Origin of the sequence: Bacillus altitudinis (assembly GCF_001191605.1) — a bacterium.
In the GTDB taxonomy this organism is placed as follows: Bacteria; Bacillota; Bacilli; order Bacillales; family Bacillaceae; genus Bacillus; species Bacillus altitudinis.
On sequence record NZ_CP009108.1, the window covers coordinates 1,283,666 to 1,304,364 of the forward strand.

Below are 20,699 nucleotides of genomic sequence, written 5' to 3' on the forward strand. Positions count from 1 at the left end.
ATCGATAACATCATTTACAATGTGAAACAAGTTAAATATTAACAAATGGAATTGATTAATTGGAGGGAATGGAATGCAAATATTGACGAAGATATCAGGTAAAAGCAAGGATTATCTACCGTTGCTGGATATGATCAATCAAGGTGTTCAAGTAAAGGCTGATTCAGTTGAAAAGAATCTAGCGAATGATAAGCTTGCTGCGTTCCTTGAGCAAGATATTGCGCGTACAGGTTTGGAAAAAATTCTCTTCCATTATAAACAAAATAAGGAAAAAAAGATACCGTTCCTGCCGGTCGATAAACTGATTTCAGAGGATGAGATCGATGATATTATGCAGGTGCTGAAAGAAGTATTAAGTTCAGGCCGTTTTACATCAGGCCCTTATATTCCAAAGTTTGAAAAGACGCTCGCAGCGTACTTAGGGAAAAAATATGTCATTGCCACATCAAGTGGAACAGATGCCTTGATGATCAGTTTAATATCAGCAGGCGTCCATCCTGGAGATGAGGTCATCCTGCCTGCCAACAGCTTTGCTGCAACAGAAAATGCAGTGCTTGCGATTGGTGCGATTCCAGTCTATGCCGATATTGATCCAGACACCTACTGCCTAGCGGCGAATGAAATAGAAAAGCATATCACAGATAAGACAGTATGTATTCTCCCGGTTCATTTGTATGGAAAGCAAGCGGATATGAAGGCCATTTCGACGATTGCAAAACGGCATGGTCTATCGATCATTGAGGATGGCTGTCAGGCGATTGGCAGCAGCGGGCTTGGGGCATTTGGGGATGGACTTGTTCTCAGCTTTAATCCTTACAAAAACCTTGGAGTTTGCGGGAAGGCAGGAGCCATCGCAACAAATGATGAAGCCCTAGCAGAAAAATGCATGGAAATCAGCTATCACGGTTTTGAACCAGGAAAGAAAAACGTGAAGCGCAGTGACTATGGCTTTAATTCTAAGATTGATAACTTACAGGCCGCAATCGGGCTAGAACGAATGAAATATTTAGGTTTACAAAACTTTAAACGTTTTTACTTGGCAAAGAGATACATAGATCAGCTGCAAACGCTGGAAGATGAAGGCTATATAAAGCTTCCGAAGCTGACAGACGATCATGTATGGCATCTATTCCCGATCAGAGTGGTGAAGGGAAGCCGAGATGAGCTGGCAGAGAAATTACTGGAAATGGGCATAGAAACAGATGTCTATTACCCGATTTTATCGCATCAGCATCAAACGAATCTTGTTTCTCAAAAGTATAGACAAACGGAACTACCACATACGGAAAAAGCCGTACAGCAATTACTCCACTTGCCGCTTTACCCAGGAATGCCGCTGCAAGATCAGGAGAAAGTCATCGAGGGGGTCCATCATGTTATCAAATCTTCCATTCAATAAAAAGCTTGTGCATCAACCGCAACATCCGCAGTGGATCGTCTTCTGTGATTTCGATGAGACCTATTATTCTCACGGAATGACCGAGGAGCAGAGAGAGGATGTAAAACGGCTGGAAGCTTTTGTGGCAGAAAAGAGCGAAGCCGGACAGCTCATGCTGGGCTGGGTGACGGGAAGCAGCCTCGATTCTGTTACGAGCAAAATGGAGAAAGGCGGTTTCTATCAATTCCCGCATTTTATTGCGTCGAATTTAGGAACTGAAATCGTGTATACATCAGATGGGAAATTTGGACAGCCGGATGCAGAATGGATGAAACGGCTTGATGCACAAGGCTTTTCAGACGAAAAAATTGAAGATATTCTGCAAGCCGTACGTGAAAAGGGGATTACCCTTAGGCCGCAAACGCAGCTAGGCAGCTCTGGGTATAAAAAGAATTTCTATTATCAGGAGCAGGATGAACGAACAGATCTCCATCATCTATCGTTCATCCAAACACTTGCGAAGGAGCGGGGTGTGGCGGTGAACATCAACAAATGCAACCCACTTGCGGGTGACCCTGCGGATTGCTATGACGTTGATTTTTTACCAGTGGGAACAGGGAAGGATGAAATCGTTCGGTTTATGCTGAATCAATATAACCTGTCAAAAGATAAGGGCTTTGCTTTTGGTGATAGTGGGAATGATCTGCGGATGCTTCAATCCGTCACACACGGCTTTCTTGTCCAAAATGCAACAGCCGAAGCCAAACGGCACCATCATCAAATTTGTCATCATGGGTATGCAAAAGGAATCTATGAAACATTGAAAACAGTGATGTATAAACATGAGGAGGCACATTCATGAAGAAAATTGGAATTGTTGGAGCAGGGAATATTGCAAAAGCACATGCTAGAGCATTATCAACGATCAAAGGTGCAGAATTATCTGGGGTCTATGACTTGCACGAATCCGTTGCACAAGGATTTATTAAACAGTACGGCGGACGGGTGTATTCCAGTATCGAAACACTAGCGGATGCATCAGATGGATTGATCATTGCTTCCCCTAACTTCTGTCACAAGGACCATGCCCTTCAGGCGCTTAGAGCGGGACAGCCGATTTTATGCGAAAAACCGATGGCTGTATCGTTAAAAGAAGCGAAGGAAATGGTGGAGACAGCCAAACAGTTCCAGGTTCAAGCCAGTATGGGCTTTAACTATCGCTATTTATCCTTTGTGAATATTTTGAAGAACTTGATTGCCAATGGTGAATTAGGACGCGTTTTGACAGTACGGACACATTTTAAGAAAAATAGTGCCCTTAGAAGAAAGACATTTTCGTGGAGAGACAGCGGTGAAAGTCTGCGTACAAGTGGTGCATTAGGAGATTTAGGGATTCATTTGATTGATATGCTGTGGTACTTATTTGGCAGTGAAATGAAAAAAGAATCCCTTAATACGAAGATGCTGACACATGTAAAGGAAAAGGAAGAGAAAAAGGTACAGGTCGATGACCATACCGAAATTTTTGGGCAAATGGAGAATCAAGTGTTCTTTCATTTGGTGACGTCCAAAAGTACGCAGCCCGAGGAATGTGGATTTAGTGTAGAAGTAGTGGGGCATGACAAGGTTTTTAAATACCATACAAACATGAAAAACGAATATGAGATCAGTGATGGCTTGTGTGTAGAGCGTCATCAAATGCCGCAAACATTGCTGACAGATCCGCCGAATGAATTTTATGGATGGTCTGATACATTCCGTGATCAGCTGATGCATTGGGTAAATACAAACTCATATCCATCTCATATGAAGGTAGCTGATTTTGAAGATGGTTATCGCGCGCAGGCTGCGCTGAATACATGCTTCGAGAGGGAAGAGGCTGTCGTCTCTGCCCGTGCATATTAATGAAGAGGTGGAGCGGAGGATATCATGACTCCGCTCCTTTTTAGAGGAAGTGAAAAGATGAAAAAGGTGTTTTATTTTGGCTGTATCTTTTATTTTTTTATTGGGACCATTCATGTGTTTTTTGGCAGTTTAACGCCTTATTTGCTGTCTAGTTATGAGAAGGGTCCTGGGGAATTATCTTCTTTAATCTTCTTTCAGTTTATTGGCTTTTTGACAGGCGTTCTTTTGTCGCCCATTCTTGTGAGGAAAAAAGGCTACGGCGCTGTTTTGACGATGGGATTGCTGCTGATGATCGGAGCGCTTCTTCTTGGCCTTTTGGTGCCAGGTTGGACGATTCTTGTGGTGGCAGGTTTTTTCCTTGGGAGCGGTGCAGGCAGTCTTGAGACGACGGCCGGGGCGTATGTGATTTCAATGGCAAACAGTGCAAAGCGAATCAGCATCATGGAGGTCTTTTTTGGATTAGGTGCGCTATTATTTCCTCTATTGATTCTGCTGACTGTGACAGAGGAAACGTGGCATTATGTGTTTTTATTTCAAGTCGGTGCACTGACTTTTTTTCTCATGCTCTGGCTTACCTTTATGAATAAACTCCCTCGTGGGCAGATGGCGGCTCCTGTTCAAGACATGAAGAAACCGTCCTTGCTGTTTGATCGAGGGAATCGAATGATTGTGGTGCTTATGATCTGTTTTGCGTTTTTCTACGCAGGAATTGAAACGAACTTTGCGAACTTTTTACCGTCGATCATGCTGGAAAAAGGGGGAGACAACTGGGGTCTTTTTGCGGTCTCTACTTTTTGGACAGCGATCGTCATTGGCAGAACTGTCATTGCGAGAAAAGCCGATCAGCTGCATCCGCTGCGTTTTTTAAAACTAAGTGCAGCACTTATGATTGTGCTGCTCGCCGTATTTGCTCTAGCCACCCACATCGCTGCGCAGCTGATTCTTATCTTTTTCATCGGTCTGTGCGCAGCTGGCATGTTCCCCATTGCCTTGACGGCTTCTGCATTAATGATTGAAAATGCCATCGACGAGGCAACGAGTTATTTTATTGCCGCCGCTAGTTTAGGTGGAGCCTGTTTGTCCTTTTTGATTGGGTTTAGCCTTGAGTGGGCAGGTGCGGCAAGCGCCGTCTTTGTTTTCGCCTTTTTAGCTGTTCTCCTTTTTGCGGCTGCCATTCAAATGAATCGATCTCGGAAAAAAGAAACCATACCCACACAGCCGCCGGCGATGAAAGCCGATCGATAAGCAGCTGATCTGGTGGCTCCTCCTTTTGTATAGCTTATCTTCAGAAAAGGTGACGAAGGACTTGTACTAAAACAACGAAAGCGTGAATAACATGTACAAGTCAGCATCAAAAGGAGGACGTCTATGTGGCGGTGTTTTTTGGTTATATCTTTTTAGGGTTGTCACTTTCAGCGCCTGTTGGGCCAGTCAATGCAGCCCAAATCGACAGAGGGATTAAAAGTGGATTTTGGCACGCTTGGATTTTTGGTGTGGGGGCTATGGCTGCGGATATTGTCTATATGATCCTCATCTATTTTGGTGTCGCCCAGCTTTTGACTGCACCTCTTGTGAAAACCTTTTTGTGGCTGTTCGGCTTTTTCGTTCTGACCTATACCGGTATTGAAAGCCTTCGTAAAATCAATTTGCATGAAAGCCCAAAGAAGGACGGAGGAAACACGTCGATCGGGCATTCGTTCATGACGGGATTTTTTATTTCCCTTTCCAATCCGCTTAGTATATTATTTTGGCTTGGGATCTATGGCAGTATTTTAGCCAATACGATTGAAAAGTACGGGGCATCTCAAATGCTGATGTACAGCATCGCTATTTTCATCGGCATGCTCTTATGGGATTTCTGTATGGCGCTGCTCGCCAGTACGTTTAGACGATATTTAAATGAACGGATTTTGCACGGCTTATCCGTTCTGGCAGGTCTCTCTTTACTCGGCTTCGGTGCTTACTTTGGATATCAAGGGATCATGGCGCTCATTGGATAGAATGGTTGATAAGAAAAAGGGCTAAAATCTAAATCATTTTAGCCCTTTTTCATATTTGACAATAATAGGACACTCTTCAATAATGATGGAAGATACATAAAATTGAAGGAGTTTTTGCCATGCGTATGTTCCTGCCAGCATTCAACTATGTGTGTATGCTGATTTTGTCTGTGATCACAGCGACATTCGTTTATACCATGTTGTTTGCCCCACCTGAATCCAGATTCAGTTATGTGGAGGTCACCAGTCTTTTTATTTTGATCGCTTATGTCCTATTTGCTGCACCTATCCAAATGGTTTTACACCGTCATCCTGAGAAGTTTCGGCGCCGTGATTTATTGGTTTATTTTATCGGGGCGTGGGTGGTTTGTTCGGCGCTTGCTTTATGGATTGATTATGGTGTTGTCGTCTTTATTAGCTACAAAGTTTATCTATTTAGCTTTTGCGCGGCCTTTATTTATTGGCTGCTTGATTCAGTCTTTTTAAAGAAGAAGAATCAATCATAAAGGTTTTTCCCGTTTTTTCTCCTGAAAATGAACGTGTATGACCTTCGAGAATCCGCTTGATACAAAAGCAAGAGCCGTCATCAGAAGGACCCAGTATAGATTGCTAAGGTCAAATCCAGTATAAACGAAGATGAAAATCATCGAGATCACGGACGTTAATATGAGGACAGGCCATATCCGTTTAAATAGCAGATAACCAACAAATCCCCAAAGGAAAGCCATCACTGGTAGTGTAAATAAGATCAGATACATCGGATGGAGAAAAAGAAGACGCATGTCATTCACCCATTTCTTTTATGATGACCGACTCTATTAGATAGAGGCGGCTAAATGATGATATGCAGAAGCATACTCATACATGATTAGATAAATGGAAGTGAATTCCTGCTTCATCCGGCAAATCAACCACCTTGTGAATGTCCAGTGAAAGTCGTTGAAGGACAGTCACCACAGCTTTTTCCTCCTCATAGGCTATGGAGAAGACGCTAAAACGAGGTGGAAAAAAATGGCCCAGCTGTATGCAAAAAGTTGCCTTGATCAAAATCTACGATCACTAGATGAATGGAAGCAGGATGCTTTCACACAGTTTGGAGAAATGGTCGGGGATGAGGCAGATACATTTCCGTGTGTACCAGGCAGACAAGGATTTTTTCTCGATCATTTGCGTTATGGATTTGTCGGTGATCCGCGGGGAGAAGAGGCCGTGAATGAATTAGCAGAGCTTTTAAGGGAATACCAAAGCTGCTCTAGGGAAACCGGTCAATATGCTTCGTTCATTTGCTTTTTTGAAACACCGCAGGATATGAAGGAGTATTCGCTCGAAGAGTATGAGGAGCAGTTTTGGTCGATGGTTCAGCAATTACATCAAAAGGATGAAATGAAATGGCCAGAGGAAATTCCATCAGATCCTGAAAATCATGAATGGGAATTTTGTTTTCATGGGGAGCCTTATTTTATTTTATGTGCGACACCAGCGCATAAGCTAAGAAAAAGTCGTCACTTTCCTTATGTGATGTGGGCCTTTCAACCAAGGTGGGTGTTTGAAAAGATGAACGGTTCCACCACATTTGGTCAAAAAATGAGTAAACTCGTTCGGAAGAGGCTGAAGGCGTATGATCAAGTAGATGTACACCCAGCATTAAAATGGTATGGGGATCAGAAAAATTTAGAATGGAAACAATACTTTCTCTCAGATGATGAGGCGGAGAAACCAGCCTCCGCCAAATGTCCATTTACTGCTTTAAAAAACATGATGAAATTATGATGCGGCCTGATCCTGTTTCCACTTTTTTCTCATAAAGAGTACCATGATGCCAATGACAGCAATGATTCCAAGGCTAATAAAAAAGCCAGGTCGTCCGCTTGCCTCTGTCAGAGTACCTGAAACAGCTGCACCAATTAAGATCAGGGCAAGAACCATTTCGCACGTTTGGCGAGTGGATGGCTTTGACAGCTTTTTGCTTGAAAGCAGAATAAACACCCATGTGTACAAAAGAGTTAAACCGGCTGCCGTTGTGAGATGCTCGTAAATGTGTTTGGACAAAAAGAGTGCCAGCAAAATCGAGACAATCAACCCTGTAGCAGTTAAAAGAATTGAAGACCATCTGACATGAGATGGTTCTTTTTGTTTAAAACAAGCAGGTGCATCCTGATGCTCCGACATCGTGCCAAGCAGTGTTGTGACCGCATAGAGGGAGGCAACCAATGTGGAAAACCCCGCAATAATGAAAATGCCATTAAAAATATGAAGGAAAATCGATAAATGAAATGGCTCCAGTGATGTAATAAATGGACTGCTATTCTCGTTAAAGGCTGTCACTGGAACAAGCAAAAGCGCAAGTCCGATGGAGACGATATAAATGACAGCAAGAATGATCAGCATCACACGTCCAGATTTTGCGGCGTCTTTCGGGTCTTTTAAATGAACCGCCATCAGCCCCATGATTTCAATCCCCCCGAAAGCATAAAACGCATAAATTAGACCATTCCATAAACCGAGCGGACCGAGCGGCATCCATTCGTGGTCTTTATTTGGAAGATGAAGGGTGGGCCTATGCTCTGTGAGAATGCCACATAAAACAAGAACCGCAAGAATCATAAACAGCAGAATCGCCCCGGTCTTCAGCACGGCAAGGACATTTTCCGTCTTTTGAAAAGAAGAAAGCCCAATGATAATCACAAGCAGGGCAAGAGCGGAATAAATCGCTGAAAACACCCATAGTGGAATGGATGGAAACCAGTGACGAGTAAAAAGAGAAATCGCCGTCAGCTGACTCCCTGTGATGAGCATTTCTGAAAACCAATACACCCAGCCATTACTAAAACCCGCCCAGCGCCCATAGGCTTTTCGGGCATAGGAACAAAATGATCCCTTATCTGGGTTTTCGGCTGTCATCGCAGCCAGGTGTTTAAAGACGAGATATGTGCCGACTGCCGCAAGCAAAAATGAAATGCAGACGGAGTAACCGGACTTTGTAATGGCGATGCTGGAACCAAGGAAGAAACCAGTGCCGATTGTACAGCCGACTCCGATAAGAGAAAGCTGCCACCAAGATAAAGATTGTTCTTCTTTCAATGCATGTGCAACACCTTTCTGATTCAATAGCATTAGCTTGTGACCGCCTCTTTTTTTTATACATGATCAAGAGGACGTTTTGGGCATACTGTCAACATGGAAAGGAGTGCATGTGATGAACGGAGAATACGTGATTTTACCAAAGGATGGGCTTGGTTTTCGGTTAGGAAAAGGACAATGTATGCGAGTGGTTGATGTCGAAGGGCAGCAAGTAGCAGATGTGATGGCCTATCATGAAAAGGATTTTTATGAAAAATTTGATCAAGGCGCTACAATGGACAGCCTATTCTCTTCCAAGGTGAAAAAGGGAGATCAGCTTTATTCTAATTTATATAAACCAATGTTTACGGTCATTGAAGATACAGTTGAATGTCATGATTTATATATGCCTGCGTGCCGGCAAGAAATGTATCAGCTCTTATATGGGCGTACGCACCTAGAGGTCATGCATACATGCTACGATAATCTCAGGACGGCCTTTGAGCCATTCGGGATTCCAAAAGAGGATATGTATTATCCTTTTAATGTCTTTATGAATACAGTCATTGATGACAAAGGAAAGTTGTCTGTCGAGCTGCCAAAATCGCTCTCCGGTGATTACATCCGCCTGCGTGCAGAAATGGACCTCATTGTCGCGGTGTCTGCATGTCCTGCCGACATTGGAAAATGCAATGGCTCAAGCTGTACATCCATCCGAGTGGAGATCGATTGAAAAGGAGAGACCAGTCAAAGCGGCTAGGTCTATTTCGTTTGTGAATGTTTGATCATTTATGAAAAAGGGGAACGTCTAAAAAATATCCTTTATCAAAACATGATATAATAAAGTGGCTAAAATCGTAGGTAAATCAATTGAAATGGAAGTAAAACCTGTTCTCTTCATGTAGAGGATGCTTAGGAGGAAAAGTGTATGAGTTTGCAGAAAAAAATCAGCCAAGAGTTGCATGTGCAGCCCTCAATTGACCCAAAGCAGGAGATCGAAAAACGGGTTGGATTTCTAAAGGCTTACTTGAAAAAGACCGGTGCAAAAGGATTCGTTCTCGGTATTAGCGGCGGACAGGATTCAACGCTTGCCGGCCGTCTCGCTCAGCTCGCTGTAAGTGAGCTTCGTCAAGAAGGAAAAGAGGATGCTGTCTTTATTGCAGTCCGTCTTCCGCATGGCACGCAGCAAGATGAAGACGATGCGCAGCTGGCTCTATCATTTATTCAGCCGGACAAGTCTTGGAAATATGATATCGCGCCTGCCGTGACGGCATTCAGTGAACAATACCAAAAGGAAACAGGCGGTGCGCTGTCTGATTTTAATAAAGGGAACGTCAAAGCACGCATGAGAATGATCGCACAGTATGCCGTCGGTGGACAGGAAGGCTTACTTGTCATTGGAACGGATCATGCAGCCGAAGCTGTGACGGGCTTTTTCACGAAGTATGGGGATGGCGGTGCAGATGTCCTTCCGCTCACAGGTTTAACGAAACGCCAAGGACGGTTGCTGCTTGAGACCCTTCAGGCGCCGGAGCGATTATACTTAAAGAAACCGACAGCCGATCTGCTGGATGACAAGCCTCAGCAAACGGATGAAACAGAACTTGGTATTACGTACAATGAAATTGATGATTACTTAGAAGGAAAACCAGTTTCAGATCAAGCAGCAGAAGCGATTGAAAAACGTTATGTTCAATCAGAACATAAACGTCAAGTGCCAGCTTCTATGTTTGATGACTGGTGGAAATAAAATAAGTGACCTCTCCAGAAGATGGAGGGGTTTCAGGCTGTCGAGAAAATCTCGACAGCTTTATTTTTTCCTTAAAGTTTCCATATCCAAATTTTATAATAGAGATACAACATCAATCTGTAAAGGATTTATCCGATCGCCGCATTTCTGGTGTCATCGCACATAGACGCTTTCATCGAACAAGAGGAAATTCCAGTATCATTTTGAACATGATCATTACATATGCCCAAATGGTGAAAAGCTATCATATACGACAACTGACCGAAAAGGTTATAGGTACTATAAATCAGACCCTAAAAAATGCGTTTCTTGTCCTTTCCTTGAAAGCTGTACAAGATCGAAAAATTATCAAAAAGTGATCTCAAGACATGTATGGGAGGAACAAGAAGAAAAGATTAGACAAAATCGTCTGTCTATCTCTGGAAAAAAATATATAAAAAGAGAAAAGAAAAAATAGAGCGAAGCTTTGCAGATTCAAAACAACTGCATGGGCTTCGCTACTGTTGGTTGAGGGGAAAACAGAATGTGAGTGTGCAAGTTCTCCTCACAGCTACGTGCCAGAACATGAAAAAGATTGCCACAGACCTAGCCAAGCTAGGCTAGGTCTGTGGGAGGCCTTTTTTATTTATTGTTGCTTAACAGTAATTTTTAAGGTATTTTTACAGTATATGCTAAATTAATAAACATAATATTTACGCCTACATCAACTTTCTTATATTTGTTTTTAACTGCCCATGCAACAGCACCAGAAGTTCCAGCAGTAATAGCCGCAGCGGCTCCAGCACCCCATGGTCCAGCAGCAGCAATTCGACTTGTGTACCAACCGATATATCCGGCTGCAAATCCACCTGCTACTATGGCATTCATGCTTCTAACTTTCGGTCCTAATTTGAGGTGTAAACCTACAAAACCTAATGTCTGCATGTCACCTTTTTTCTCATTCTCTTCAAAACTAAATTCTTCTGATTTCATTGAAGTTATTAGTAGACTGTCGTGTTCTGAAATTCCCATTTCCATAAGGGTTTCTTTATCAGCTGTAAAATGAATATTTCCATCCGCATCTAATTCAAAGAAATTAGATAGTTTCTCTGCTAATTCCAATTGTTTTTGATCTACACTGACTGGGGGGGTCTCATTATTACCTTGACTGGCATGACTAATCATTGGAGAAGAGAAACCAAATGTAATAGTAAGCACACATAACACTACTAGAAATTTTTTAAACATACGTGCCACTCCTATTTGTTTTTTGGGGTAACGCATACATGATATTTCCTTCTATTGGGGTGGAATACTTAGAGGTTAAGGAGAGTAATAAAATGTATTTATTCTTATTTACTTTGATTTATTGTGTAATCACACAAATGTTGAGTTTTTCCTTTGAGATGTCTTTTGGTGTGTACTTGATAGGGTTAGCTTTAATCAAAGGACTTTCCAGTGGGGAAATTAAAGACATCTTTAATTTCAAAAAGACAAGTGACGTGTTCAAAGAAAACAGATTTATAGATTCTTTGATGGAATTGTTTTCTTTGGTAATAGTGTTTATTAATGCATACTTAATTGATTATGAACCATTCTCTCCCTTTGAGTTTGTTTATACTTTTTTCTTGCTTGTAGTTCTGTACAGGTTCCTATTTTGGGGGATCATAAGAGAGTCTAAAAAATGGTTGCATAAAGAGTCATAAGAGACATGGGCTTATAAAAATCACTCACTTTCTTTGATACATTCCAATGCTACCATTTATTTCTATATAATTGGTAATATGGTGGGAATTTTATTTTTCAGTTGCGGTGTCCGCAATAAAGGTTCTTTTAATTGGGAGGAGAAATTTCGAATAGAGAAGAATTAGATTGTCAATTATCGCTAATGAACAGGCTGGAGAGCCTGTTTTTTTTAAAAAAAAATATTATGTTTTTGTTGAAAAATTCCATTTTGCTTGCGGTGTCCGCAAGCATTTTTTTTATTATTCAGTGCTTCATTTTGACGGATTTTTTTTTGTGATAAAATCCAGTCACTGCGGAGGTGAAGCATGTGAAGGTAGAAGTAGGAATAAACCTGTTTGAGATAGGGTTTCTCATTCTAGGTGTTTCAGTTTTGTTTTTAATCAAAGCTAATGAGGAACGAAAACGAAAAAGAAAGAGCTAGGCTGCTTCTTGAAAGGCGCTTGACGGAAATCAAGAGATTTTAACACTCACATAGAGGCTTACTTAAAAATTTCAGTTGAGATCGCTCAGATTTGGTTCTGATCGCTTTTTTTGTTTAGGTATTAAAAGTAGGGGTGGTGTGTCAAAAACGCTTATAAGGGCTTTAAATGTGTTTTTTCGTTCTGAGACCTCTCCAGAAGATGGAGGGGCCTTTTTATGTCAAATTTCAGCTGAATTTGACAGAATGAATCGAAAATGGTTCATTAATTAGTAGAACGATATACATAAGTCTGTTTGACTAAATAAAGGATGAATTGAATAATAAGTGGTGAAATAATTAGTTCGATTCACTTAATTTCTCATCAAAAGACAGTATTTTCAGAAAAAATGATTGACGATAAAAACGAATGCGCTTACAATGAAAACACATTCCAAAAAGTGAAATTGAATTCCACTAGACGGAATAAAAGGAGTCGTTCATCTCCAAATAAGTGGCTAAAGGAATGATTCACACAATGAAAAATCGAAGTGCACTGGAAATATACAAAGAAGGAGGCGCTTGGTGGGAGACTGAGATTAGTCATATTCAAAAAAATTCAATTGAACTTCGGGGCTATCCAATTGAAGAGCTTATTGGTGAATTGTCGTATCCACAAATGCTTTATTTACTGCTTGTTGGTGAATTACTAGATGATTCGAAGGCAGCTCTTTTTGAAAGTGTTCTGGTCGCAGGTGCGGATCATGGGCCAAGGGCACCGTCTATTGCAGCGGCAAGAATGGCGGTTACATGCGGCATTTCGTTTAATTCCTCTGTTGCAACAGGGGTGAATCTATTAGGTGATATTCATGGCGGAGCCGGAGAAAAGGCGATGCGTATGTTATACGAAGCCAAAGCGGTTTATGATGCACAAAAAGATATGAAGTCTGCTGCAAAGCAAGTATGTCAGACGTGGTTAGCTCGCAAGGAAAAAATTCCAGGAATCGGTCATCAGCTGCATGATGATGATCCGAGAGTGAGACGGCTGTATGAGCTGAGTCAAACATATGTGCAACAAGGTGATATCAGCGGAACGTACTTACGGTTAGCTGAGGCGATTAGACATGAACTAGAACAATTAAAAGGGAAAAAAATCACGATGAACATAGATGGTGTATCTGCTGCGATCCAATGTGAATTAAACATTCCAGCTGAAGCGGCAAAAGGCATCTTTTCCTTATCCAGAGGAATGGGCATCGTGGCGCATGCATATGAAGAGCTGACAAAAGGTGCCCTAGTGAAAGGCCCTTGTCCGAATGAAGAAAGACTGGTTCGTTATGCGGGGGTCGGGACGCGTCACTTGAAGGAGGGTGAGAAAATTTGAGTGAATTGAAAGCGTTGTCATATATAAACGGCGAATGGCTGGATGCAAACCATGTCAAAGAAGACATTATCAATCCATACACTGGGGAAATGATCGGTACATCCTATCTTGCCTCCTCAGAAGATATAGAACAAGCGCTTTCTATTGCGCAGCAAGCTAAAAAACAAATAGCGGCAATATCAGCATTAGAACGTTCAACGCTTCTAACAAAGGCAGCCGCCTTATTGGAAGAACAAAAAGAGCATTTTGCAAAACTCATTTCTTTAGAATTAGGCAAACCGCTTAAAAATACAAGAGATGAAGTCTCACGATCAATTGAAACGCTGGCGCAGTCAGCCGAAGAAGCCAATCGACTAATCGGTGAGACCATTCCTGGCAATGTATCTTCCCGTGGACAGAGAGCAATGGCGATGACATTTAAAGTGCCGGTTGGGGTTGTGCTGGCGATTACGCCTTTTAATGCGCCTCTCAACTTAATTTGTCACAAAATCGGTCCAGCTTTTGCGGCAGGGAATGCGATTATTTTAAAACCAGCACCGCAAACATCAGCTGTTGCCACAGCGTTTGTTAAGCTCCTGCTTGAAGCAGGGTTTCCTGAAAAGAGCCTGCAGCTTGTGATTGGAGGAGTAGACGCCGGCAGACAGTTAGTCACTGATGAAAGAACCAATCTTGTTTCTTTTACTGGTGGTGCGGTGGGCGGAGAACATATTTCAAACTCGGCTGGATTAAAAAAGGTACTGCTGGAACTCGGAGGAAATGGAGCGACGATTGTTCATCATGATGCAGATATCGAGCAAGCCGCATCTCTTTGCGCTAAAACGGGCTTTAGCAACTCTGGTCAAAGCTGTATTTCTGTTCAAAGAATTTATGTTCACAAGCAAATTTTGTCGACATTTACTGAGACACTTAAACAAAAAGTAGAACAGCTCGTCGTTGGAGATCCGCTGTCTAGTGAAAGTGATATCGGCTGTATGGTTGATGTACAAGCAGCAAAACGTGTGGAGGCATGGATACAAGAGGCAGAGAAAATGGGTGCCGAGCTTCTATCTGGAGGACAACGAAATGGCGCAAGCATCACACCGGCTATTTTGCTAAACCCTCCAAAACAAGCCAAGGTTGTCTGTGAAGAAGTGTTCGGTCCAGTTGTCAGTGTCCTTCCATACGAGGAACTGGATGAGGCAATCAAAGAAGCAAACGATAGTCGATACGGTCTGCAGGCAGGCGTCTTTACGAATCAACTGGATATTGCGTTACACGCAGCAAAAGAGCTTGAAACTGGCGGCGTTGTCATCAATGGGACATCGAATTTTAGGCTGGATCATTGGCCATATGGCGGAATTAAACGAAGCGGTATTGGAAGGGAAGGCCCGCGTTTCGCCATCGAGGAGATGACCGAAACCAAAATGGTTGTGCTGCCAAATGGGCTATAAAGGGGGCAGATGGATGTGAATATCTTTCAGCAAAAGGTAAAGATTGCGCAGACAGGCGGTCAACCGATGATTTGTACGCCGCTCATTGGACAAACAAAGGAAGAATTGTTTCTTGAAGTTGAGGTGTTAGCTGAGAAGAAACCTGATGTGATAGAGTGGCGAGCGGATTTTTTCAATCACCTCAATGACAAGGAACAAGTCATCGACACCCTGAAAGGGATGATTGAAAAGGCAGGTAGCATCCCATTTTTATTCACCATTCGTTCTGAAAAAGAGGGCGGCGAATGCATCTCACTCTCAGAGGATGAAAAGGTTTCCCTGCTTGTCGAGCTTTGTGCCACTCAGCTTGTGGCTGCCGTTGATTTTGAATTAATGCATGATGTCTCGCATATCCAGCAAGTCAGTCAGGCGGCTAAGAGAAACGGGGTCATCTTGATTGTGTCGTACCACGATTTCCATCGTACCCCGGAGGCAGATCGGCTCGTGGAGCTATTCACCAATGCAGAATCGGTTGGCGCCGATATCGCAAAGATCGCCGTCATGCCGCATTCCTATGAGGATGCACTGACACTGCTCTCTGCGACAGGCAAGGCGAAAAAGCATCTGTCCATCCCCGTTATTTCGATGGCGATGGGAGAATATGGTGCCTTCACAAGAATGGTAGGTGGACTCTTTGGGTCTGTCATGACCTTTGCTGTAGGGAAAGAAAGCTCGGCACCTGGACAAGTTGCGATACAGGATTTGAATGCCGTTCTATCGATTGTGTTTTCAAAGAATCAGTGAGTAGCAGATTCATAGCTGCACCGTGAGAGGAGAGAAACATGAAGAAGAATATATCTACACAGGTCATTCAGTATTTAGAAAATCGAGGAGTTGAGCATATCTTCGGTCTGTGCGGTCATACGAATATTGCTTTTTTATCAGCCCTAGAAAAAAGCCGTATTCAATTTGTGAATGTTAGACATGAACAGATAGCGGCGCATGCAGCAGACGGTTATGCACGAGCGAAAAAACAGACGGCTGTTGTGCTCAGTCACTTAGGTCCTGGACTCACCAATGCGGCAACAGGCGTAGCGAATGCCGCACTCGATTCCATTCCAATGGTTGTCATTGCAGGAGATGTTCCAAGTCATTACTACGGAAAGCACCCACACCAAGAAATCAATCTTCATTCCGATGCTTCTCAATACGAAATTTATCGCCCATTTGTGAAAAGAGCATGGCGAGTCGACATTCCAGAATTATTTCCAGAAATTTTATCAAAAGCGTTTCAGTTAGCTGAAAGCGGCCGCCCTGGGCCAGTCCTGATTTCAGTTCCGATGGATGTGTTCTCAAAAGACTTAGATGTGTCGTTATTTGAACAAATCGCTCATCATACACACACCGTTGAAAAACCATCTATTGATGATCAAACAGCGAATCGGATATTAGATCGATTGCTGCAGGCAGACAAACCGCTCTTATATGTAGGGGGAGGCATTTTACTAGCCGATGCAGCAGAAGAGTTAAAGGCATTTTCTGACCATTTGAGCATCCCTGTTGCCCATTCTCTGATGGGGAAAGGGGCGATGCCGGATGATCATCCAATGACCCTTGGCATGACAGGATTTTGGGGAACGAAATTTATCAATGATCAGTGTAAAGAAGCGGATTATATATTGGCATTAGGCACCCGTTTTGCTGAAGCAGATGCGAGTTCGTGGGAATCGGAGTATACGTTCAATTTCCAATCAACCAAGCTCATTCATATTGACATTGATCCGAATGAAATTGGCCGGAACTATCCTGTTGAAATTGGAGCGGTAGCAGATCTCAAGCAGGCGTTGACTGTACTCAATCGTGTGGCGAAAGAAAGGCTGCCAGAAGGTCTGGATCGCCCTCAATTGAAAAAAGACATTGCGGCATATCGTGAGGAATTTCAGAAGAGCAATTTGACGAATATTCAAGACGAGTCTTTCCCAATGAAACCACAGCGTATTTTGCAGGAAGTGCGAGAAGTATTGCCGCCGGATGCTTTCATTACAACCGATGTTGGCTGGAATAAAAATGGGGTCGGACAGCAATTTCCTGTATACACGCCAGGCACTATTTTAACCCCAGGTGGTTTTGCGACGATGGGATTTGGCGCTCCCGCTGCACTTGGAGCAAAGATTGCCCAGCCTGACCGTGTCGTTGTATCACTTGTTGGGGACGGCGGATTCGGTCAAAATCCATCTGTTCTCGCAACAGCCATGGAAGAAAACATTCCTGTCGTGTGGATTGTGATGAACAATAGTGCGTTTGGGACGATCGCCGGCTTGCAAATGGCACACTATGAAACGACATACGGCACTGTTTTTAGAAAAGATGGAGAAAGCTATTCACCTGATTTTGCAGCCATTGCGAGAGGTTATGGGATGAAGGGAATCAAAATTACGGCGGCTTCTGAATTCAAAGAAGCTTTGGCTGGAGCAATCGCCTCTCAGGAACCATGTGTCATTGATGTAGCGATGAAAAATGATCCAGTGCCTACTGATGGACATTGGAACATTAATGATATTTATTCACCAAATACAAAACGCTCACATGTCAGTGTGAACTAAACATTACTAGGGAGGAATAAACAATGAAAATTAAAGTATTAAATCCATTTCAAGACGGTCATCCATTATGGTTAGGTTTAGATCATCCAGAAGAGAAAATGATTCGAAAAGTGTTTCAAACGATAACACCAGATACCGTAGGGTCAGAGCATATGATGGCAGGTCTCACTATTTTTGAGCCGGGCGAAGCAAGCTCGGTACACAATCACCCGGGTTCAGAGGAATTTGATTATGTGATTAAAGGGTCTGGCGAAGTCATTTGCGATGGAGAAAGACAATCATTTAAACAAAATGACTTTATGTTTATTCCAGATGGTGTCTCACATCAGCATGTGAACACAGGGGACGAACCTTTATGGCTGATTTGGCTCTATACACCGCAAGGGCAGCTTCCGAAGGACTAAAAAAACCTTGCACGAGAGAAAGAAGAAAAGGGGCTAAAATAGAAAGCATTTTAGCCCTTTATCAATTGAATGAAAGGGAGTCAAGCAATGAATAAGAATACACCGCTTGAAGGAATCAAAATATTAGATGTTTCTACGATGATTGCTGCACCATACGGCGCGGTGCTTCTAGGGGATTTTGGTGCAGAGGTCATTAAAGTCGAGATTCCTGGAAAAGGGGATACACTGCGGCATGTTGGTCCTTTTGCAGATGGTGAACCTTTGAGGTGGTCAGGGCTTTCAAGGAATAAGAAATCTCTTACACTCGATTTGCACAAAGAAGAAGCAAAAGACATTTTTAAAAAGCTTGCAGCGCAGGTTGATGTGATCATTGAAAATTTTCGTCCGGGAACACTAGAAAAATGGGACGTTGGGTACGATGTATTAAAAGAAATCAACCCTCGTTTAATTATGATTCGTGTTTCGGGTTATGGGCAAACCGGTCCGTTTAAGGACAAGGCGGGATTTGGTACACCTGCGACGGCGTTTAGCGGCTTTACATATATTCAAGGGTTTCCAGATCGGCATCCAGTCAGCCCTTCCTTTTCCCTTACGGATTATATCGCAGGAATCTATGTGGCGTTTGCCACTGTGACAGCGATGTATTACCGTGACACACATCCAGAAGGAACAGGGCAAATGGTGGATTTGGCTCTCTATGAATCTGTGTTCCGCATGTTAGAATTTTTGGTTGCTGAATATGACAAGCTAGGAAAGGTGCGTGAGCGTTCACCAGGGTTAAGCGGTCATTCAAGCCCTGCCGGCACCTATGAGACAAAGGATGGGCATTATTTGGTTCTTGTGACGAGTACAGATTCGACCTTTAATCGATTGGCAGAGGCGATGAATCGCTTAGATTTACTTGAGAACGAGAAATTCTCTGTGAATGCAGCCAGGCTGAAGCATAACGATGAAATGGATGCGATCGTCTCGCAGTGGATTGCGTCCAAAACAAGAGATGACGTCCTAGACATTCTAGATACACATGGTGTGCCTGTGAGTCCGATTCTAAGCATTCGGGATATCTTTGAGCATCCGCAATTTAAAGCACGAGAAAATATTGTCGAGGTGCATCATCCGCGTCTTGGAAAAGTGAAGGTGCCTGGGATCATTCCGAAGTTTGAAAAAACCCCCGGCCGTATTCGCCATATTGCGCCTGATTTAGGTGAACATAATTATGAAATTTTAACGAAAATGCTTGGCTTCACAGAAGAAGAGTGTAAACAGTTAGAAGAAAAAGGGGTCATTTAAGACACTCAACCGATCCGCACGCTGCGGAAACAAAGGAGGATGGTTATGAAAGTGCATTCAGAACTGAAGGGGAACGACTTGCGGCCTACTTATGCGAAACCAACAAAAGCTCGTTTCGGCATCTTGATTCTGTTGTTTTTTATTACCGCTATTAATTATATTGATCGAGCCAGTGTATCCATTGTTGCACCTGCGATTCAGTCTTCATTGCAATTAAACCCTGCCTTATTAGGCCTCATCTTTTCAGCATTTAGCTGGACCTATACAGCCATGCAGATCCCTGGCGGCTTTATTCTTGATAAGTTTGGATCAAAGGTAACGTATGGAATATCACTCATTACTTGGTCTATTTTCACCGGTTTACAGGCGTTTGCGAACAGCTTTGCCTTCTTATTTGGCTGCCGTTTGTTTATCGGAATTACAGAATCTCCCGCATTTCCTGCGAATAATCGCATTGTGACCACATGGTTTCCAAGGCGTGAACGCGCATTTGCAACAGGGGTTTATACCGCTGGAGAGTATGTGGGGCTTGCATTTGCGACACCTCTTCTTTTTTGGATCATGACAACTTTCGATTGGAGAACCGTCTTTATCACTGCTGGTGCGCTCGGTATTATATTTGCTTTCTTTTGGTACAAGTATTATCACGAACCGAAAGAGCATCCGAAGATCAATGAAGATGAGTTAGAATTGATCCGTCAAGGCGAAGGGCTGACAGTGGCATCACAGGAGAAATTGAAATGGGCAGACTTTGCCGCACTTTTAAAATATCGTAAATTGATTGGACTCTATATTGGTCAATTTTCTGTTGCGTCTACCCTCTTTTTCTTTTTAACATGGTTTCCGACCTATTTAGCAGAGGCGAAAAATATGGCCTTTCTCAAAGTGGGTTTTGCGGCATCTCTGCCATACATTGCTGCATTCTTTGGGGTACTGTTTGGAGGCTATGTGTCTGACTGGTTGCTTAAAAAGGGTGTATCGGTCAATATAGCGAGAAAGCTACCGGTTGTGGTCGGCTTGCTTCTGACAAGTACCATTGTTTTAGCGAATTTTACAACGAATATTCCGCTTGTGCTGACCATTTTATCCATCGCTTCCTTTGCACAAGGACTGTCTAATATCTCCTGGACCATGCTGTCTGAGGTGGCACCAAGAGAAATGGTAGGGCTGGCTGGCGGCGTATTCAACTTTTTTGCTAACTTATCCGGCATCATCACCCCGCTGATCATCGGATTCATTGTATCGGCGACAGGCTCTTACAACGGCGGTATTTTATTCGTCAGCCTAGTGGCATTAGGGGGAGCGTTGTCGTATATCTTTATTGTAGGTAAGATTGAGCGGATTCAATTAAAATAATAGAGAGCAAGAAAAAGAGAACTCATTGGGTTCTCTTT

18 protein-coding genes and 1 pseudogene are annotated in these 20,699 nt (G+C 42.9%); 17 read left to right on the forward strand and 2 right to left on the reverse strand.

Going from position 1 to position 20,699, the window contains the following annotated elements:
• Positions 1–73: 73 nt before the first annotated feature.
• The 7 genes from ID12_RS06575 to ID12_RS06610 all read left to right on the forward strand — a co-directional run bounded on the left by ID12_RS06575 (position 74) and on the right by ID12_RS06610 (position 7,053).
• Positions 74–1,399, forward strand: coding sequence for a DegT/DnrJ/EryC1/StrS family aminotransferase (locus ID12_RS06575; RefSeq protein ID WP_017358580.1), 1,326 nt, complete (start codon positions 74–76; stop codon positions 1,397–1,399).
• Entirely contained in the window at positions 1,374–2,240 is an 867-nt protein-coding gene (locus ID12_RS06580; protein WP_024718989.1) for an HAD-IIB family hydrolase, read from the forward strand. Before ID12_RS06575 ends, ID12_RS06580 begins: the two co-directional genes overlap by 26 nt.
• The gene (locus ID12_RS06585; protein ID WP_050826908.1) at positions 2,237–3,283 is read left to right on the forward strand and encodes a Gfo/Idh/MocA family protein; all 1,047 of its coding nucleotides are present in this window, start codon (positions 2,237–2,239) and stop codon (positions 3,281–3,283) included. The genes ID12_RS06580 and ID12_RS06585 overlap by 4 nt, the downstream gene beginning before the upstream one ends.
• 57 nt (positions 3,284–3,340) lie before the next feature.
• Positions 3,341–4,528 (forward strand): MFS transporter, encoded by a 1,188-nt coding sequence (locus ID12_RS06590; RefSeq protein ID WP_050826909.1) that lies wholly within the window; start codon positions 3,341–3,343, stop codon positions 4,526–4,528.
• A 125-nt stretch (positions 4,529–4,653) separates the two neighbouring features.
• Positions 4,654–5,283: a LysE family translocator gene (locus tag ID12_RS06595; protein ID WP_008342111.1), complete on the forward strand. Its 630-nt coding sequence runs from the start codon at positions 4,654–4,656 to the stop codon at positions 5,281–5,283.
• Between the two features lie 119 nt (positions 5,284–5,402).
• Positions 5,403–5,789, forward strand: coding sequence for a UPF0715 family protein (locus ID12_RS06600; RefSeq protein ID WP_050826910.1), 387 nt, complete (start codon positions 5,403–5,405; stop codon positions 5,787–5,789).
• A 505-nt stretch (positions 5,790–6,294) separates the two neighbouring features.
• Complete coding sequence (locus ID12_RS06610; protein ID WP_017366569.1) at positions 6,295–7,053, forward strand: YqcI/YcgG family protein; 759 nt, start codon at positions 6,295–6,297, stop codon at positions 7,051–7,053.
• On the opposite strand, the gene ID12_RS06615 is transcribed toward ID12_RS06610, so the two are convergent.
• On the reverse strand, positions 7,048–8,397 hold the full coding sequence (locus tag ID12_RS06615) for an amino acid permease (protein ID WP_050826911.1): 1,350 nt from the start codon (positions 8,395–8,397) through the stop codon (positions 7,048–7,050). The two genes, ID12_RS06610 and ID12_RS06615, sit on opposite strands and share 6 nt — an antisense overlap.
• Before the next feature lie 82 nt (positions 8,398–8,479).
• Here ID12_RS06615 and ID12_RS06620 point away from each other — a divergent pair, with 82 nt between their 5' ends.
• From ID12_RS06620 to ID12_RS19505, 3 genes and pseudogenes are all read left to right on the forward strand, one after another.
• On the forward strand, positions 8,480–9,076 hold the full coding sequence (locus tag ID12_RS06620) for a DUF1989 domain-containing protein (RefSeq protein ID WP_008342104.1): 597 nt from the start codon (positions 8,480–8,482) through the stop codon (positions 9,074–9,076).
• A 195-nt stretch (positions 9,077–9,271) separates the two neighbouring features.
• Positions 9,272–10,093, forward strand: coding sequence for an ammonia-dependent NAD(+) synthetase (gene nadE, locus ID12_RS06625; RefSeq protein ID WP_007498287.1), 822 nt, complete (start codon positions 9,272–9,274; stop codon positions 10,091–10,093).
• A gap of 106 nt (positions 10,094–10,199) precedes the next feature.
• Positions 10,200–10,696 (forward strand): annotated as a pseudogene (locus ID12_RS19505) (transposase); the annotation flags it as partial.
• Between the two features lie 45 nt (positions 10,697–10,741).
• Here ID12_RS19505 and ID12_RS06635 read toward each other — a convergent pair.
• On the reverse strand, positions 10,742–11,320 hold the full coding sequence (locus ID12_RS06635; protein ID WP_123768169.1) for a hypothetical protein: 579 nt from the start codon (positions 11,318–11,320) through the stop codon (positions 10,742–10,744).
• Between the two features lie 1,421 nt (positions 11,321–12,741).
• On the opposite strand from ID12_RS06635, the gene ID12_RS06650 reads away from it, so the two are divergent.
• From ID12_RS06650 to ID12_RS06680, 7 genes are all read left to right on the forward strand, one after another.
• Entirely contained in the window at positions 12,742–13,599 is an 858-nt protein-coding gene (locus ID12_RS06650) for a citryl-CoA lyase (RefSeq protein ID WP_080987775.1), read from the forward strand.
• Positions 13,596–15,029, forward strand: a complete 1,434-nt coding sequence (locus tag ID12_RS06655) for an aldehyde dehydrogenase family protein (protein WP_050826916.1) — start codon at positions 13,596–13,598, stop codon at positions 15,027–15,029. Before ID12_RS06650 ends, ID12_RS06655 begins: the two co-directional genes overlap by 4 nt.
• 9 nt (positions 15,030–15,038) lie before the next feature.
• Positions 15,039–15,812, forward strand: a complete 774-nt coding sequence (gene aroD / locus ID12_RS06660) for a type I 3-dehydroquinate dehydratase (protein ID WP_050826917.1) — start codon at positions 15,039–15,041, stop codon at positions 15,810–15,812.
• Between the two features lie 38 nt (positions 15,813–15,850).
• A complete protein-coding gene (locus ID12_RS06665; RefSeq protein ID WP_050826918.1) occupies positions 15,851–17,611 on the forward strand; it encodes a thiamine pyrophosphate-binding protein in 1,761 nt (586 codons plus the stop codon).
• A 23-nt stretch (positions 17,612–17,634) separates the two neighbouring features.
• A complete protein-coding gene (locus ID12_RS06670) occupies positions 17,635–18,015 on the forward strand; it encodes a cupin domain-containing protein (RefSeq protein ID WP_008342095.1) in 381 nt (126 codons plus the stop codon).
• A gap of 87 nt (positions 18,016–18,102) precedes the next feature.
• Positions 18,103–19,305, forward strand: a complete 1,203-nt coding sequence (locus tag ID12_RS06675) for a CaiB/BaiF CoA transferase family protein (protein WP_008342089.1) — start codon at positions 18,103–18,105, stop codon at positions 19,303–19,305.
• A gap of 45 nt (positions 19,306–19,350) precedes the next feature.
• Positions 19,351–20,661, forward strand: coding sequence for an MFS transporter (locus ID12_RS06680; protein WP_050826919.1), 1,311 nt, complete (start codon positions 19,351–19,353; stop codon positions 20,659–20,661).
• Positions 20,662–20,699: the final 38 nt, after the last annotated feature.

What these genes read in the sequence shown, in the direction of transcription:
- ID12_RS06575 (WP_017358580.1), top strand. Translation starts at nt 74, where the DNA reads ATGCAAATATTGACGAAGATATCAGGTAAAAGCAAGGATTATCTACCG.
- ID12_RS06580 (WP_024718989.1), top strand. Translation starts at nt 1,374, where the DNA reads ATGTTATCAAATCTTCCATTCAATAAAAAGCTTGTGCATCAACCGCAA.
- ID12_RS06585 (WP_050826908.1), top strand. Translation starts at nt 2,237, where the DNA reads ATGAAGAAAATTGGAATTGTTGGAGCAGGGAATATTGCAAAAGCACAT.
- ID12_RS06590 (WP_050826909.1), top strand. Translation starts at nt 3,341, where the DNA reads ATGAAAAAGGTGTTTTATTTTGGCTGTATCTTTTATTTTTTTATTGGG.
- ID12_RS06600 (WP_050826910.1), top strand. Translation starts at nt 5,403, where the DNA reads ATGCGTATGTTCCTGCCAGCATTCAACTATGTGTGTATGCTGATTTTG.
- ID12_RS06610 (WP_017366569.1), top strand. Translation starts at nt 6,295, where the DNA reads ATGGCCCAGCTGTATGCAAAAAGTTGCCTTGATCAAAATCTACGATCA.
- ID12_RS06615 (WP_050826911.1), bottom strand. Translation starts at nt 8,397, where the DNA reads ATGCTATTGAATCAGAAAGGTGTTGCACATGCATTGAAAGAAGAACAA.
- ID12_RS06620 (WP_008342104.1), top strand. Translation starts at nt 8,480, where the DNA reads ATGAACGGAGAATACGTGATTTTACCAAAGGATGGGCTTGGTTTTCGG.
- nadE (WP_007498287.1), top strand. Translation starts at nt 9,272, where the DNA reads ATGAGTTTGCAGAAAAAAATCAGCCAAGAGTTGCATGTGCAGCCCTCA.
- ID12_RS06635 (WP_123768169.1), bottom strand. Translation starts at nt 11,320, where the DNA reads ATGTTTAAAAAATTTCTAGTAGTGTTATGTGTGCTTACTATTACATTT.
- ID12_RS06650 (WP_080987775.1), top strand. Translation starts at nt 12,742, where the DNA reads ATGATTCACACAATGAAAAATCGAAGTGCACTGGAAATATACAAAGAA.
- aroD (WP_050826917.1), top strand. Translation starts at nt 15,039, where the DNA reads ATGGATGTGAATATCTTTCAGCAAAAGGTAAAGATTGCGCAGACAGGC.
- ID12_RS06665 (WP_050826918.1), top strand. Translation starts at nt 15,851, where the DNA reads ATGAAGAAGAATATATCTACACAGGTCATTCAGTATTTAGAAAATCGA.
- ID12_RS06670 (WP_008342095.1), top strand. Translation starts at nt 17,635, where the DNA reads ATGAAAATTAAAGTATTAAATCCATTTCAAGACGGTCATCCATTATGG.
- ID12_RS06675 (WP_008342089.1), top strand. Translation starts at nt 18,103, where the DNA reads ATGAATAAGAATACACCGCTTGAAGGAATCAAAATATTAGATGTTTCT.
- ID12_RS06680 (WP_050826919.1), top strand. Translation starts at nt 19,351, where the DNA reads ATGAAAGTGCATTCAGAACTGAAGGGGAACGACTTGCGGCCTACTTAT.